Here is a 14,306-nt window from a genome sequence, read left to right on the forward strand (position 1 = left end):
GTGCCGGCCCTTGCTTACTGAAATCCGTATCGAGTCCCTGGGCGCCATCAGCGCAGCCACCGCTGAATTCGACCGCGGACTGACCGTCCTGACCGGCGAGACCGGCACCGGCAAGACGATGGTCGTCACCGGGCTGCATCTGCTCGGTGGTGCTCGAGCCGACGCCAACCGGGTGCGTTCCGGCGCCGCCCGTGCCGTGGTGGAGGGCAGGTTCTGCACCACCGACCTGGCCCAGGCCGCAGCCGGGCAGATCGACGAACTGCTCGAGGCGGCCGGGGCGGAGCGCGACGAGGACGGCACGGTGATCGCGGCCCGCTCGGTCAGCCGCGACGGGCCCTCGCGGGCCTACCTGGGCGGTCGCGGGGTGCCGGCCAAATCGCTGACCGGTTTCACCGGCAGCCTGTTGACGTTGCACGGCCAGAACGATCAGCTGCGGTTGATGCGCCCCGACGAACAACGCGCGGCGCTGGATCGCTACGCCGGGGTGGGCGCCCGGCTGGAGCGCTACCGCGCCGCGCGCGAGGCCTGGCAATCGGCACGCCGCGAGCTGGTCGAACGCCGCGACCGCGCCCGGGAACTGGCTCAGGAAGCTGACCGCCTCACCTTCGCACTGCGGGAGATCGATGCCGTCGATCCCCGGGCCGGCGAAGACGACGCGCTGACCGCCGACATCCGGCGACTCTCTGAGCTCGACGCGCTGCGCGCCGCGGCCGACGGCGCGCGGGCGGCCCTGGCCGGCGCCGACGACGCAGTGGAGGCGGCGGACGGGCCGAGCTCGGCCACCGATCGGCTGGGGCAGGCGAAGGCGGCGTTGAGCGGCACCGACGACACCGTGCTGCAGGCGCTGGGCGATCAGCTCGGCGAGGCGCTCACCGTGGTGGGCGACGTGGCACGCGAACTCGGCAGCTATCTCGACGATCTGCCCACCGGCGCCGACGCTCTCGATGCCAAGCTGGCCCGCCAGGCCGAGCTGCGCAGCCTGACCCGCAAGTACGCCGCCGACATCGACGGGGTGCTGGAGTGGGCGGCGCAATCGCGGGACCGCCTGACTCAGCTCGACGTCTCCGAAGAAGCACTCGCCGAGTTGGCCCGCCGTGTCGACGCGCTGGGCGAGCAGGTGGCCAAGGCCGCCACCGACCTCAGCGCCGCGCGCACCAAGGCCGCCGGTGGACTGGCCAAGGCCGTCAGCGCCGAGCTGTCCGGGCTGGCCATGGCCGATGCCGAGTTCAGCATCGGGGTCAGCACCAGCGCGGCCGCCGCCGAGGACCCGGCCGCGTTGCGGTTGCCGTCGGGACAGATCGTGCACGCCGGCGCCGACGGTATCGACGACGTCGAGTTCGGGCTGGCCCCGCACCGCGGCATGACGGTGCTGCCGGTGGCCAAGAGCGCCTCCGGTGGGGAACTGTCCCGGGTGATGCTGGCGCTGGAGGTGGTGCTGGCCACGTCGTCTTCGTCCGGGGCGGCACGGAACTCGGCCGGCACCACGATGGTGTTCGACGAAGTCGACGCCGGAGTCGGCGGTCGGGCCGCGGTGCAGATCGGGCGGCGGTTGGCCCGGTTGGCCCGCACCCACCAGGTCATCGTGGTGACGCACCTGCCGCAGGTCGCGGCCTACGCCGACGTGCACCTGATGGTCGAGCCCACCGGGCGACAAGGAGCCAGCGGGGTGCGGCGACTGGAGGACGACGACCGGGTCGGCGAGCTGGCCCGGATGCTTGCCGGGTTGGGGGAGACCGACACGGCCCGGGCACACGCGCGAGAACTGCTCGATGCCGCGCAAGAGGATCGCGGCGCGGGCTCCGAGAGCTAAGTCGACCAGGCGTCAGTTCTTTTTCAGTTGGTACTTGTAATAGGCGCCGTCGTCGAAGGTGAATGTGCCGGCGAGCGAATTGTTGTCAACGGTCGTGGTAAATCCGTGCGATTGACCCGACGCTTGAGCTGCCGTCCAGGAATTGCCGGCCAGATGAAAGTCATACGGCGTATCGCCGCCGGCCACCTCCACATGCCGGCAGTCGGGGCCGCAACTGCCGACGTTCCACGTCTGAGTCTGGCCGACCTTGAACTGGTCGGACTCGGTCATCGTCATGGTGTACGTGCCGTCGTTCAGGTCGGCCTTCGCCGGGCCGGCCAACCCCACTGACGTGCCCACCACCAGCGTGGCCAGGGCGGCGATCCGTCGTCCCATCATGTCGAGCTCCCTCCGCAGTGACGGGGCGGCGCCCCGCTTGAGTCGACGCTATGCCGGCGCAGGCACCCGGAAATACAGGGAAATCCCTTGCACATTTCGGGCCCGCGGTGCCCGCCCAAAACGTGTGACTGATGTGACGTGATGAAACTTCTGGGGCTGGTGTTACGGCGCGCCTCCCTCGATTCTCCCGACTTCCCGGCCAGAATCGCGCCCATGAAGATGTCTGCGCTGCTGTCTCGTAACACCGCCCGGCCTGGCCTTGTCGGTACGGCTCGGGTTGACCACGACATCGACCGACTGCTGCGCAGGGTGGGCCCCGGCGACATCGTGGTCCTCGACATTCTCGACCTGGACCGGATCACCGCCGATGCCCTGGTGGAAGCCCAGATCGCCGGCGTCGTCAACGCCTCGGCGTCGATCTCGGGGCGCTACCCCAACCTGGGGCCGGAGGTGCTCGTCGCCAACGGCGTCACGCTGATCGACGAAGCCGGACCCACGGTGTTCAAGAAGATCCGGGACGGCGCCAAGATCCGCCTCCACAACGGTGCCGTCTACTCCGGCGACCGCCGGCTGGCGCGCGGCGTCGAACGCAGCGACGTCGAGATCGCCGACATGATGATCGAGGCCAAGAGCGGGCTGGTGGCCCACCTGGAGTCCTTCGCCGGCAACACCATCGAGTTCATTCGCAGCGAGAGCCCGCTGCTGATCGACGGGATCGGGATCCCCGAGATCGACGTCGACCTGCGCCGTCGCCACGTGGTGCTGGTCGGTGACGAAGCCACCGCCACCGACGACCTCAAGTGCCTCAAGCCGTTCATCAAGGAGTACCAGCCGGTGCTGATCGGCATCGGTGCCGGAGCCGACGTGCTGCGCAAGGCCGGCTACCGCCCGCAGCTGATCGTCGGCGACCCCGACCAGATGAGCGCCGAGGTGCTGCGGTGCGGATCGCAGGTCGTGCTGCCCGCCGACGCCGACGGCCACGCACCCGGTTTGGAGCGCATCCAGGACCTGGGCGTCGGTGCCATGACCTTCCCGGCCGCCGGTTCCGCGATGGACCTGGCGCTGCTGCTGGCCGACCACCACGGTGCGGCGCTGCTGGTGACGGCTGGGCACACCGCCAACATCGAGACGTTCTTCGACCGGACCCGTCAGCTGACCAACCCATCGATGTTCATGACCCGGCTCAAGGTCGGCGAGAAGCTGGTGGACGCCCGCGCGGTCGCCACGCTCTACCGCAACCGGATCTCGGCCGGCGCGATCGCGCTGCTGGTGTTGACCATGCTGGTGGCGATCATCGTCGCGCTGTGGGTGTCGCGGACCGACGCCGTGGTGCTCGAGTGGCTCGGCAACTACTGGCAGCACCTGTCGCAGTGGCTGCGGCACTGGGTGACCTAAACGGGATCGACGCAAAAGGATCGGGGTCAGCACCGCCATGATCACCCCTCGCTACCACGCGATGTCGCTGACGGCAGTGCTGCTGGCACTGGTATTCGGCGTCGTCCTGGGTTCTGGACTGTTGTCGGGCCCGCTGATGGCCGGCATGCAGTCCGACAAGCAGGATCTGCGGGAGCAGATCGACACGCTGCACGAACAGCACACCGCGCTGAGCGACCGGCTGCGCAACGCCAACGACTTTGACGCCCAGATGGCGCCCCGGATGGTGCACGACGCGCTGATCGGGAAATCCACGGTGATCTTCCGGACTCCCGACGCCGCCGACGACGACGTCGAGGCGGTCTCGCGGATCATCGGGCAGGCCGGCGGAACCGTCACCGGAACGGTGACGCTGACGGCGCAGTTCGTCGACGGCAATGCCGAGGAGAAGCTCCGTGCCGTGCTGGAGTCCGGGATCGTGCCGGCCGGCGCCCAACTGAGCACCAGCCTGGTCGACCAGGACGCCCAGGCCGGCGACCTGCTCGGGATCGCGCTGCTGATCAACTCGCGCCACCCCGAGCCCCCGGCTCCGCCCGGGCCCGGTGTCGATGACACCGCCCGGGCTACCGTGCTGGCCGCGCTGCGCGACACCGGCTTCGTCACCTACGCCCAAGAGCGCTTCCCGGCCGCCAACGCCGCCATCGTGGTCACCGGCGGGGCGCTGCCCGAAGACGCCGGCACCGCCGGGTTGAGCGTGGCCCGGTTCGCTGCGGCACTGGCCCCGCACGGTTCGGCGACGGTCCTGGCCGGGCGGGACGGATCGGCGTCGGGCACCGCGGCGGTGGCGATGGCACGCACCGATTCGGCGGTGGCCGGCACGATCAGCACCGTCGACGACGTGGACATCGAGTCGGGCCGGATCACCACCGTGATGGCGGTGAGCAGCCTGATCGGCGGCGGCCAGCCGGGCCAGTACGGCATCGGCCATGGCGCCGGCTCGGTCACCCTGGCGCAATAGCGAGACGTATCACAGGCCGTGTCCGGACGCGGGTGGGCGTGTCTGGAGCCGAGACGCCGCGTCGATGTTAGGGTGAGATTCCGTGGGTCGGCAGGCCCTCAGTTCCTGCGCCGTCGTCACGGAGGTTGGTTTTGCCACCATTGCGCAAGCATCCCCAAGCTGAGCCCAAGCATCTTTTCGTCACCGGCGGAGTTGCTTCCTCGTTGGGTAAAGGTCTGACTGCAAGCAGCTTGGGCCAGTTGTTGATCGCCCGCGGGCTGCAGGTCACCATGCAGAAGCTGGACCCGTATCTCAACGTCGATCCCGGGACCATGAATCCGTTCCAGCACGGCGAGGTGTTCGTCACCGAGGACGGTGCCGAGACCGACCTCGACGTCGGCCACTACGAGCGATTCCTGGACCGCGATCTGTCCGGTTCGGCGAATGTGACCACCGGCCAGGTGTATTCGACGGTCATCGCCAAGGAACGCCGCGGCGAATACCTCGGCGACACCGTGCAGGTGATCCCGCACATCACCGACGAGATCAAGCGGCGCATCCTGGCCATGTCGGAGCCGGACGCCGACGGCGTCCGTCCCGATGTGGTGATCACCGAGATCGGCGGCACCGTCGGCGACATCGAGTCGCAGCCGTTCCTGGAAGCTGCCCGGCAGGTCCGCCACGATGTGGGCCGCGACAACGTGTTCTTCCTGCACGTGTCGCTGGTGCCGTATCTGGCCCCGTCCGGTGAACTCAAGACCAAGCCCACCCAGCACTCGGTGGCCGCACTGCGCAGCATCGGCATCACCCCCGACGCGCTGATCCTGCGTTGCGACCGCGAGGTGCCCGAGGCACTGAAGAACAAGATCGCGCTGATGTGCGACGTCGACGTCGACGGCGTGATCTCCACCCCGGATGCACCCTCGATCTACGACATCCCCAAGGTGTTGCACCGCGAGGAGCTGGACGCCTACGTGGTGCGCCGGCTCAACCTGCCGTTCAAGGACGTCGACTGGACCGAGTGGGACGAGCTGCTGCGCCGCGTCCACGAACCCCACGAGACGGTGCGAATCGCCTTGGTGGGCAAGTACATCGACCTCTCCGATGCGTATCTGTCGGTGACAGAGGCGCTGCGGGCCGGTGGCTTCACCCACTTCGCGAAGGTCGAGATCCACTGGGTGGCCTCCGATGCGTGCGAAACCCCGGCCGGCGCTGCCGCCGCGCTGGGGGAGATGCACGGGGTGCTGATCCCCGGCGGGTTCGGGATCCGGGGCATCGAGGGCAAGATCGGCGCCATCGCCTACGCCCGCACCCACGCGCTGCCGGTGCTGGGACTGTGCCTGGGGCTGCAGTGCATCGTGATCGACGCGGCCCGCGTCGCCGGGGTCACCCATGCCAGCTCGGCGGAGTTCGACCCGGACACCCCCGACCCCGTCATCGCGACCATGGCCGACCAGCAGGAGGCGGTCGCCGGGACGGCCGACCTCGGCGGCACCATGCGGCTGGGCGCCTATCCCGCCGTGCTGGAAGCGGATTCGATTGTGGCCGAGGCCTATCAGGCCACCGAGGTCTCCGAGCGGCACCGGCACCGTTTCGAGGTCAACAACGCCTACCGCGACCGGATCGCCGAGAGCGGGCTGCGGTTCTCCGGCACCTCCCCGGACGGCAAGCTGGTGGAGTTCGTCGAGTACCCCCGCGAGGTGCACCCGTTCCTGGTGGGCACCCAAGCGCACCCCGAGCTCAAGAGCAGGCCCACTCGGGCGCATCCGCTGTTCGCCGCGTTCGTCGGTGCGGCGATGGACTACAAGGCCGCCGAGCGGCTGCCGGTGGAGATCCCCGAGCACGCCCACGAGCCCCACGCCGCTGATCACGATGACGCCCAGAACGGAGCGCAGGGGCACGGGGGCAGTGCCCAGCCGCTGACCGACCCGCTGCAAGAAACGCTGCCGGAACACGTCACCCGTGGCTGACCACGTCTTCGAGACCACGTCGTCGCAGCTGCTGCACAGCGGCAAGATCTTTGCGCTGCGCCGTGACGAGGTCTTGATGCCGGGTGGCGCAACGGCCACCCGGGACGTGGTGGAGCACTTCGGGGCGGTGGCAGTGGTCGCCGTGAACGCCGAGGGCCGGATCCCGCTGATCTACCAGTACCGCCACGCGCTGGGCCGGCGGCTGTGGGAGCTGCCCGCCGGCCTGCTCGACATCGGTGGCGAGCCGCCGCACGTCACGGCCGGTCGGGAGCTGGTCGAGGAGGCCGGTCTGACCGCGACCACCTGGCAGGTGCTGGTGGACCTGGACTCCACGCCGGGTTTTTCCGACGAGTCGGTGCGGGTGTATCTGGCCACCGGCCTGACCGAGGTGGGCCGCCCGGAGGCCCACGACGAAGAGGCCGATCTCACGCTCGAGTGGTATTCGCTCGCCGAGGCGGCCCGGATGGTGTTTTCCGGCGAGATCGTCAATGCCATTGCGGTGGCGGGGATCCTGGCCGCTTTTGTCAACAGTCAGGGCTTCACCGAGCTGCGTGATCTGGCCGCCGAGTGGGTCGATCGACCGAAGGCGTTTGCCGCCAGGCAGAACCGGCCATGACCGCGGCGACCCAGCCGGTGGGCCCGCTGGGCGGGCAGTTGCAGGGGTATCTGGACCACCTGACCATCGAGCGCGGGGTCGCGGCCAACACGTTGAGTTCCTATCGGCGCGACCTGCGCCGCTACCGCGAGCATCTGCTGGCCCGCGGGATCGAAGACCTGGCCGGCGTCGGCGAGGGTGACGTCACCGAGTTTCTGGTGACGCTGCGTCGCGGCGACCCCGATAACGGCGTGCCCGCCCTGTCGGCGGTCTCGGCGGGGCGCGCGCTGATCGCGGTGCGCGGCCTGCACCGGTTCGCCGCCGCCGAGGGAATGGTGGCGGCCGACGTGGCGCGCTCGGTCAAGCCGCCGACACCGGGGCGGCGCCTGCCCAAGAGCCTGACCGTCGACGAGGTGGCGGCGTTGCTGGCCGGCGCCGGCGGCGACAGCGAGTCTGACGGGCCGTTGACGCTGCGCAACCGCGCCCTGCTGGAGATGTTGTACTCCACCGGATCTCGTATCTCGGAGGCCGTGGGAATGGACATCGACGATATTGATGTTCAGGACCGGTCGGTGCTGCTGCACGGCAAGGGCGGCAAGCAGCGATTGGTGCCGGTCGGCCGGCCGGCGGTCGCGGCGCTGGACGCCTACCTGGTGCGGGGCCGTCCGGAGCTGGCCGGCCGCGGTCGCGGCAACGCGGCGGTGTTCCTCAACGCCCGCGGTGGGCGGCTGTCGCGCCAAAGCGCCTGGCAGGTGTTGCAGGACGCCGCCGAGCGGGCCGGGATCACCGCCAAGGTGTCACCGCACACGCTGCGGCACTCGTTCGCGACCCATCTGCTCGACGGCGGCGCCGACGTGCGAGTGGTGCAAGAGCTGCTCGGCCACGCCTCGGTGACCACCACCCAGATCTACACGCTGGTCACCGTCAACGCCCTGCGTGAGGTGTGGGCCGGGGCGCACCCCCGCGCCCGCTAGCCGCCGGGCCTGCTAGCCGCCGAGGTAGGTGGACTCGAGCACCAGGTCGTGGAGCAGGCTCTGGTACTCCACGTGGGTGCGGTGCTCGACGGTGTCCCACCGCGAACCCTGCTGGGCCTGCATGTACTCGCGGTAGCGCGGCGCCCCGGGCAGCTTGACGTTGTCGGCCACCACCACCGCCCCCGGATGCAGCCAGCCCCGGTCGAGGATGGCTTGCAAGTCGGGCAGGTAGGCGTCCTTGTCGTGGTCGATGAACAAGAAATCCAGGCCGCCGGCGGCAAAGCCGTGCTTGGCGGTCAAGGTGTCCAGCGTGCGCCCGCCGTCGCCGATGGTGCCCACCACGCACGTGACCCGGTCGGCCACCCCGGCGTGCGCCCAGATCCGCCGGGCGTTGGCGGCGTTGGCCTCCGCCAGCTCGATCGAATAGACCCGCGCCGAGGGTGCGGCGCGCGCGATCCGCAGCGCGCTGTAGCCGCAGTAGGTGCCCAGCTCCAGCGCCAACGCCGGATTGACCCGCTGGACGGCGGCGTCCAGCAGTAGGCCCTTCTCGTCGCCGATATTGATCAGCAAAGACTTCTCGTAGGCGAACTCGTCGATGCGGGCGAGCACGTCGTCGATGTCGCCGGCCCGGGCGTTGGCCAGCACGAAGTCGACCGCTGCGGCCTCGCGGCCGTCGCCGATCTGGCCCGTCGTGACGATGTTGCGTGCACCGGTGGCAACCCGCAGGAACGACCACCGCAGGAAGGGGAGACGTCGTTTGAGGCTCATGGATGCGATCCTATGGCCGTCGGCGCCGCAATCACTGGTCATGTGGCTAATACAAGAGCCGGTCACCTATTAGACTTCTGCGGATGTCCGCCACCACAGCGCCGGTTCGGCCATGAGCGACGACGACACTCCCGACGTCGGCCTGACCGGGCGTCCCCCGCGGAATATCCCCGAGCCGCAGCCCCGTTCGACGCACGGGCCGGCCAAGGTCATTGCGATGTGCAACCAGAAGGGCGGCGTCGGCAAGACGACCTCCACCATCAACCTCGGTGCCGCGCTGGCCGAGTACGGCCGCCGGGTGTTGCTGGTCGACCTGGACCCGCAGGGCGCGCTGTCGGCGGGCCTCGGAGTGCCGCACTACGACCTGGCGCACACCGTGCACAACCTGCTGGTCGAACCGCGGGTCGGTATCGACGACGTTTTGGTGCAGACCTCGGTGGAGAACCTGGACCTGGTGCCCTCCAACATCGACCTGTCCGCGGCCGAGATCCAGCTGGTCAACGAGGTGGGGCGCGAGCATTCCCTGGCGCGGGCGCTGACGCCGGTGCTGGACCGCTACGACTACCTGCTGATCGACTGCCAGCCTTCGCTGGGGCTGCTCACCGTCAACGGTTTGGCCTGCGCCGATGGCGTGGTGATCCCGACCGAATGCGAGTACTTCTCGCTGCGCGGCCTGGCGCTGCTGACCGACACCGTCGACAAGGTCCGCGACCGGCTCAACCCGAAGCTGGAGATCAGCGGCATCCTGCTGACCCGTTACGACCCGCGCACGGTCAACTCCCGCGAGGTGATGTCGCGGGTGGTGGAGCGCTTCGGTGACCTGGTGTTCGACACCGTCATCACCCGCACCGTGCGCTTCCCGGAGACCACCGTGGCCGGCGAGCCCATCACCACTTGGGCCCCGAAGTCCGGCGGCGCGCAGGCCTATCGTGCGTTGGCCCGCGAAGTCATTGACCGATTCGGCGCGTGAACGCCGACACTGAGACGGCCGACGCCCCCGCTGATTCGCAGGGTTTTAAGGTCCGGCTGACCAACTTCGAGGGTCCGTTCGACCTGCTGCTGCAGCTGATCTTCGCGCACCGGCTCGACGTCACCGAGGTGGCGCTGCACCAGGTCACCGACGACTTCATCGCCTACACCCGTGACGTCGGCGCGCAGCTGGAGCTCGAAGAGACCACCGCCTTTCTGGTGATCGCCGCGACGCTGCTCGACCTCAAGGCGGCCCGGCTGCTGCCGGCCGGTCAGGTCGACGACGAAGAAGACCTGGCATTGCTCGAGGTCCGCGACCTGCTGTTTGCGCGGCTGCTGCAATACCGGGCGTTCAAGCACGTCGCGCAGATGTTCGCCGAGCTCGAGGCCGCCGCGTTGCGAAGCTACCCGCGCGCGGTTGCGCTCGAGGACGGGTACGCCAACCTGCTTCCCGAAGTGATGCTGGGTGTCGACGCCGAGTCTTTTGCCCAAATCGCGGCGGCCGCGTTCACCCCGCGTCCGGTCCCGGTGGTGGGCCTCGAACACCTGCATCAGGTGATGGTGTCGGTGCCCGAGCAGGCCGGTGTGGTGTTGCGGCTGTTGGAGGCCCGCGGCACGGGGCAGTGGGCTTCGTTCACCGAACTGGTCGCCGACTGCTCGATGCCGATCGAGATCGTCGGGCGCTTTCTGGCGCTGCTCGAACTGTATCGGGCCAGGGCGGTAGCATTTGAGCAGTCAGAACCACTTGGTGTGCTCCAGGTGTCGTGGACGGGGGAACGTCCCACCAATGAAGACCTGGTGAAAGCAGAATCGGCCGAGTAGTGCGAGACGAATTGATGAGTGACCACATGCCCGACTCCGAAGTGGCGGAGGATTTCGAGGCACCTGAGGCACCTGAGGCTGCCGACGCGGTGGAAGACCACGACGGCGCGGAGGAATCCGCCGGCCCGTTGGGCTCCAATCTGGGGATCGACGTTGCCCTGGCACCCGAACTCGAGGATGCCGAGCTGGGATCGGTGCTCGAGGCCCTGCTGCTGGTGGTGGACACCCCGGTGGCCGTGGAGGCGCTGGCGGCCGCCACCGATCAACCGGTCTACCGGATCACCGCCAAGCTGCGGACGATGGCCGAGGAGTTCACGCAGCGCGACAGCGGCATCGACCTGCGTGAGGCCGGCGGCGGCTGGCGGCTGTACACCCGCGCCCGCTTCGCGCCGTACGTGGAGCGGCTGTTGCTCGACGGCGCCCGGTCCAAACTGACCCGCGCCGCGCTGGAGACGCTCGCCGTTGTCGCCTACCGCCAGCCCGTGACTCGGGCCCGCGTCAGCGCGGTGCGCGGCGTCAACGTCGATGCGGTGATCCGAACCCTGGTGGCGCGCGGCTTGATCACCGAGGCGGGGGCGGACGCCGACACCGGCGCGGTGACGTTCGCGACCACCGAGCTGTTCCTGGAGCGGCTCGGTCTGTCGTCTCTGACCGACCTGCCCGACATCGCCCCGCTGCTGCCCGATGTCGACGTGATTGATGAAATGAGCGAAACCCTGGACAGCGAACCGCGTTTCATGAAGCTTGGCGGTGCGCCGGCGGCCGACCAGCCGCTGGCCTTTGATGTGGATCACCTCTGATGGCGTGGCCGGACGAAGAACAAGACGGCGTGCGCCTGCAGAAGGTGCTGTCGCAGGCCGGGGTCGCTTCGCGGCGGGTCGCCGAGCGGATGATCCGTGACGGCCGGGTCGAGGTGGACGGTCGGGTGGTGACCGAACTGGGCACCAGAGTGGACCCTGCCGCCTCGGTGATCCGAGTCGACGGAGCCCGGGTGACCGTCGATGACACCCGGGTCTACCTGGCGCTGAACAAGCCACGTGGAGTGCATTCGACCATGTCGGACGACCGCGGCCGGCCGTGCATCGGCGACTACGTCGAACACCGAGTTCGCGGTGACGCCAAGCTGTTTCACGTCGGGCGCCTCGATGCCGACACCGAGGGCCTGATGCTGCTGACCAACGACGGCGAACTCGCGCACCGGCTGATGCACCCGTCGTATCAGGTACCCAAGACCTATATCGCCACCGTGGTGGGCACCATCCCCCGCGGTCTAGGCAAGAAGCTGCGCGAGGGTGTCGAACTCGACGACGGCCCGGCGAAGGTCGACGACTTCGCGGTGGTCGACACCGTGCCCGGCAAGTCGCTGGTGCGGGTCACGCTGCACGAAGGCCGCAAGCGGATCGTGCGGCGGATGTTGGCTGCGGTCGGATTTCCGGTCCAGGAGTTGGTGCGCACCGATATCGGCTCGGTGGAGCTGGGGGAGCAGCGTCCCGGCAGCATCCGGGCGTTGACCCGCAAGGAAATCGGCGAGCTCTATGCGGCGGTGGGCCTGTGAGTGCGGGCGGCGCGGCAGTCGTCGCCATCGACGGGCCGGCCGGAACCGGAAAGTCCACCGTCGCAAGGGGATTGGCGGCGGCGCTGGGTTCGAGCTATCTGGACACCGGCGCGATGTACCGGGTCGTGACGCTGGCGGTACTGCGCTCTGGCGTCGCGCTTGATGACATCGACGGCATCGGCGCGGTCGCCCAGGGCGTCGAGGTCTCGGTGGACTCCCAACCCGAGGGAGACCGCGCTTTTCTTGGCGACGAGGATGTTTCGCGAGAGATCCGCGGCGACGAGGTGACCAGCGCGGTATCGGCGGTGGCCGCGGTTCCCGCGGTGCGCACCCGGATGGTCGCGCTGCAGCAGCAGTTGGCCGCCCAAGGCGGCGGCGTGGTGGTGGAAGGCCGCGACGTGGGCACCGTGGTGCTGCCCGACGCCGACGTGAAGATCTTCCTGACCGCTTCGGCCGAGACCCGGGCCCAGCGGCGCAATGACCAGAACATCGCAGCGGGGCTGCGCGACGATTACGCCGGCGTGCTGGCTGACGTGTTGCGCCGCGACGAGTTGGATTCCACGAGGGCGGTATCGCCGTTGCGGCCCGCCGACGACGCGGTGATCGTGGACACCGGAGACATGACCCAGGAGCAGGTGATCGACCATCTGCGTGACCTGGTTGAGCAGCATTGCGGGGCGATCCGATGAGTGACGGAACCTGGGTCGACGAAAGCGACTGGGAGATCGGCGAAGACGGCGGTTTCGACGATCTCGTCGAAGACTCCGGTCCGCCGCCGGTGGTGGCCGTGGTGGGCCGGCCCAACGTCGGCAAGTCGACGTTGGTCAACCGGATCCTGGGCCGGCGTGAAGCGGTGGTGCAGGACCTGCCCGGGGTGACCCGTGACCGGGTGTCCTACGACGCGCTGTGGACCGGCCGGCGCTTCGTGGTGCAGGACACCGGCGGCTGGGAACCCGACGCCAAGGGCCTGCAGCAGTTGGTGGCCGAGCAGGCCGCGGTGGCGATGCGTACCGCCGACGCGGTGATCCTGGTGGTGGACACGGTGGTCGGCGCCACCGCCGGCGACGAGGCCGCCGCGCGGATTCTGCGCCGGTCCGGCAAGCCGGTGTTCTTGGCCGCCAACAAGGTTGACAGTGATCGGGCCGAGGCCGATGCGGCGGCACTGTGGTCGCTGGGGCTGGGCGAGCCGTTCACGGTCAGTGCGCTGCACGGCCGCGGCGTGGCCGACCTGCTGGATGAGGTGATCGCCAAGCTGCCCGAGGTGGCCGAAACCGCCGGCGGCGGAGGCGGTCCACGACGGGTGGCGTTGGTCGGCAAGCCCAACGTGGGCAAGAGTTCGCTGCTGAACCGGTTGGCCGGCGATGAGCGGTCGGTGGTGCACGACGTGGCCGGCACGACCGTCGACCCGGTCGACTCGCTGATCGAGATGGACGGCAAGATCTGGCGTTTCGTCGACACCGCCGGGCTGCGCCGCAAGGTGGGGCAGGCCAGCGGGCACGAGTTCTACGCCTCGGTGCGCACTCACGGGGCAATCGACGCCGCCGAAGTGGTGATCGTGCTGGTCGATTCGTCGTTGCCGCTGACCGAGCAGGATCAGCGGGTGATCTCGATGGTGGTCGAGGCGGGCCGGGCGGTGGTGCTGGCCTACAACAAGTGGGATCTGGTCGATGAGGACCGGCGTTACGTGCTGGACAAAGAGATCGATCGGGACATGGCCCGGCTGGCGTGGGCGCCGCGGGTGAACATTTCGGCGAAAACCGGTCGCGCGGTGCAGAAGTTGGTGCCGGCGCTGGAGACCTCGCTGGCCTCCTGGGACAAGCGGATCTCCACCGGTCAGCTCAACAACTGGCTCAAAGAGGTGGTTGCCGCGACCCCGCCGCCGGCGCGCGGCGGCCGCGCGCCGCGCATCCTGTTCGCCACCCAGGCGACGTCGCGTCCGCCGACGTTCGTGTTGTTCAGCTCGGGATTCCTGGAGGCCGGTTACCGCCGGTTCCTGGAGCGGCGACTGCGCGAGACGTTCGGATTCGAAGGCAGCCCGATCCGCATCAATGTGCGAGTGCGAGAAAAGCGTGGCCCCAAGCGTTCTCGCTGACT

General features: G+C 69.1%; 14 protein-coding genes. 12 read left to right on the plus strand and 2 right to left on the minus strand.

Features of this window, described 5'->3' with window-relative positions; translation table 11 throughout:
• The first annotated feature begins 10 nt into the window (after positions 1-10).
• Complete coding sequence (gene recN, locus RCP37_RS09560; protein ID WP_308486618.1) at positions 11-1,810, plus strand: DNA repair protein RecN; 1,800 nt, start codon at positions 11-13, stop codon at positions 1,808-1,810.
• A 12-nt stretch (positions 1,811-1,822) separates the two neighbouring features.
• Here recN and RCP37_RS09565 read toward each other — a convergent pair whose 3' ends face one another.
• Positions 1,823-2,188: a hypothetical protein gene (locus RCP37_RS09565; RefSeq protein ID WP_308486619.1), complete on the minus strand. Its 366-nt coding sequence runs from the start codon at positions 2,186-2,188 to the stop codon at positions 1,823-1,825.
• Positions 2,189-2,401: 213 nt separating this feature from the next.
• Here RCP37_RS09565 and steA point away from each other — a divergent pair, with 213 nt between their 5' ends.
• From steA to xerD, 5 genes are all read left to right on the plus strand, one after another.
• Complete coding sequence (gene steA, locus RCP37_RS09570) at positions 2,402-3,583, plus strand: putative cytokinetic ring protein SteA (protein WP_308486620.1); 1,182 nt, start codon at positions 2,402-2,404, stop codon at positions 3,581-3,583.
• Positions 3,584-3,620: 37 nt separating this feature from the next.
• Positions 3,621-4,580: a copper transporter gene (locus RCP37_RS09575; RefSeq protein ID WP_308486621.1), complete on the plus strand. Its 960-nt coding sequence runs from the start codon at positions 3,621-3,623 to the stop codon at positions 4,578-4,580.
• Positions 4,581-4,720: 140 nt separating this feature from the next.
• The gene (locus RCP37_RS09580; RefSeq protein ID WP_308487017.1) at positions 4,721-6,529 is read left to right on the plus strand and encodes a CTP synthase; all 1,809 of its coding nucleotides are present in this window, start codon (positions 4,721-4,723) and stop codon (positions 6,527-6,529) included.
• A complete protein-coding gene (locus RCP37_RS09585; protein ID WP_308486622.1) occupies positions 6,522-7,145 on the plus strand; it encodes an NUDIX domain-containing protein in 624 nt (207 codons plus the stop codon). The genes RCP37_RS09580 and RCP37_RS09585 overlap by 8 nt, the downstream gene beginning before the upstream one ends.
• Entirely contained in the window at positions 7,142-8,098 is a 957-nt protein-coding gene (gene xerD, locus RCP37_RS09590) for a site-specific tyrosine recombinase XerD (protein ID WP_308486623.1), read from the plus strand. Before RCP37_RS09585 ends, xerD begins: the two co-directional genes overlap by 4 nt.
• Before the next feature lie 12 nt (positions 8,099-8,110).
• Here xerD and RCP37_RS09595 read toward each other — a convergent pair whose 3' ends face one another.
• Positions 8,111-8,866 (minus strand): O-methyltransferase, encoded by a 756-nt coding sequence (locus RCP37_RS09595; protein WP_308486624.1) that lies wholly within the window; start codon positions 8,864-8,866, stop codon positions 8,111-8,113.
• Positions 8,867-8,978: 112 nt separating this feature from the next.
• On the opposite strand from RCP37_RS09595, the gene RCP37_RS09600 reads away from it, so the two are divergent.
• From RCP37_RS09600 to der, 6 genes are read left to right on the plus strand one after another with little or no spacing between them, the layout of a single operon-like run.
• On the plus strand, positions 8,979-9,836 hold the full coding sequence (locus tag RCP37_RS09600) for a ParA family protein (protein WP_024442037.1): 858 nt from the start codon (positions 8,979-8,981) through the stop codon (positions 9,834-9,836).
• On the plus strand, positions 9,833-10,657 hold the full coding sequence (locus RCP37_RS09605; RefSeq protein ID WP_308486625.1) for a segregation/condensation protein A: 825 nt from the start codon (positions 9,833-9,835) through the stop codon (positions 10,655-10,657). The genes RCP37_RS09600 and RCP37_RS09605 overlap by 4 nt, the downstream gene beginning before the upstream one ends.
• A gap of 14 nt (positions 10,658-10,671) precedes the next feature.
• Positions 10,672-11,457, plus strand: a complete 786-nt coding sequence (gene scpB / locus RCP37_RS09610) for an SMC-Scp complex subunit ScpB (RefSeq protein WP_308486626.1) — start codon at positions 10,672-10,674, stop codon at positions 11,455-11,457.
• Entirely contained in the window at positions 11,457-12,212 is a 756-nt protein-coding gene (locus tag RCP37_RS09615; RefSeq protein ID WP_308486627.1) for a pseudouridine synthase, read from the plus strand. Before scpB ends, RCP37_RS09615 begins: the two co-directional genes overlap by 1 nt.
• A complete protein-coding gene (gene cmk / locus RCP37_RS09620; RefSeq protein ID WP_308486628.1) occupies positions 12,209-12,901 on the plus strand; it encodes a (d)CMP kinase in 693 nt (230 codons plus the stop codon). The genes RCP37_RS09615 and cmk overlap by 4 nt, the downstream gene beginning before the upstream one ends.
• On the plus strand, positions 12,898-14,304 hold the full coding sequence (gene der / locus RCP37_RS09625; protein WP_308486629.1) for a ribosome biogenesis GTPase Der: 1,407 nt from the start codon (positions 12,898-12,900) through the stop codon (positions 14,302-14,304). Before cmk ends, der begins: the two co-directional genes overlap by 4 nt.
• Positions 14,305-14,306: the final 2 nt, after the last annotated feature.

The sequence above is a fragment of the Mycolicibacter sp. MU0102 genome, assembly GCF_963378105.1.
Lineage (GTDB): Bacteria > Actinomycetota > Actinomycetes > Mycobacteriales > Mycobacteriaceae > Mycobacterium > Mycobacterium holstebronense.

What these genes read in the sequence shown, in the direction of transcription:
- RCP37_RS09565 (WP_308486619.1), bottom strand. Translation starts at nt 2,188, where the DNA reads ATGATGGGACGACGGATCGCCGCCCTGGCCACGCTGGTGGTGGGCACG.
- steA (WP_308486620.1), top strand. Translation starts at nt 2,402, where the DNA reads ATGAAGATGTCTGCGCTGCTGTCTCGTAACACCGCCCGGCCTGGCCTT.
- RCP37_RS09575 (WP_308486621.1), top strand. Translation starts at nt 3,621, where the DNA reads ATGATCACCCCTCGCTACCACGCGATGTCGCTGACGGCAGTGCTGCTG.
- xerD (WP_308486623.1), top strand. Translation starts at nt 7,142, where the DNA reads ATGACCGCGGCGACCCAGCCGGTGGGCCCGCTGGGCGGGCAGTTGCAG.
- RCP37_RS09595 (WP_308486624.1), bottom strand. Translation starts at nt 8,866, where the DNA reads ATGAGCCTCAAACGACGTCTCCCCTTCCTGCGGTGGTCGTTCCTGCGG.
- RCP37_RS09600 (WP_024442037.1), top strand. Translation starts at nt 8,979, where the DNA reads ATGAGCGACGACGACACTCCCGACGTCGGCCTGACCGGGCGTCCCCCG.
- scpB (WP_308486626.1), top strand. Translation starts at nt 10,672, where the DNA reads ATGAGTGACCACATGCCCGACTCCGAAGTGGCGGAGGATTTCGAGGCA.
- RCP37_RS09615 (WP_308486627.1), top strand. Translation starts at nt 11,457, where the DNA reads ATGGCGTGGCCGGACGAAGAACAAGACGGCGTGCGCCTGCAGAAGGTG.
- der (WP_308486629.1), top strand. Translation starts at nt 12,898, where the DNA reads ATGAGTGACGGAACCTGGGTCGACGAAAGCGACTGGGAGATCGGCGAA.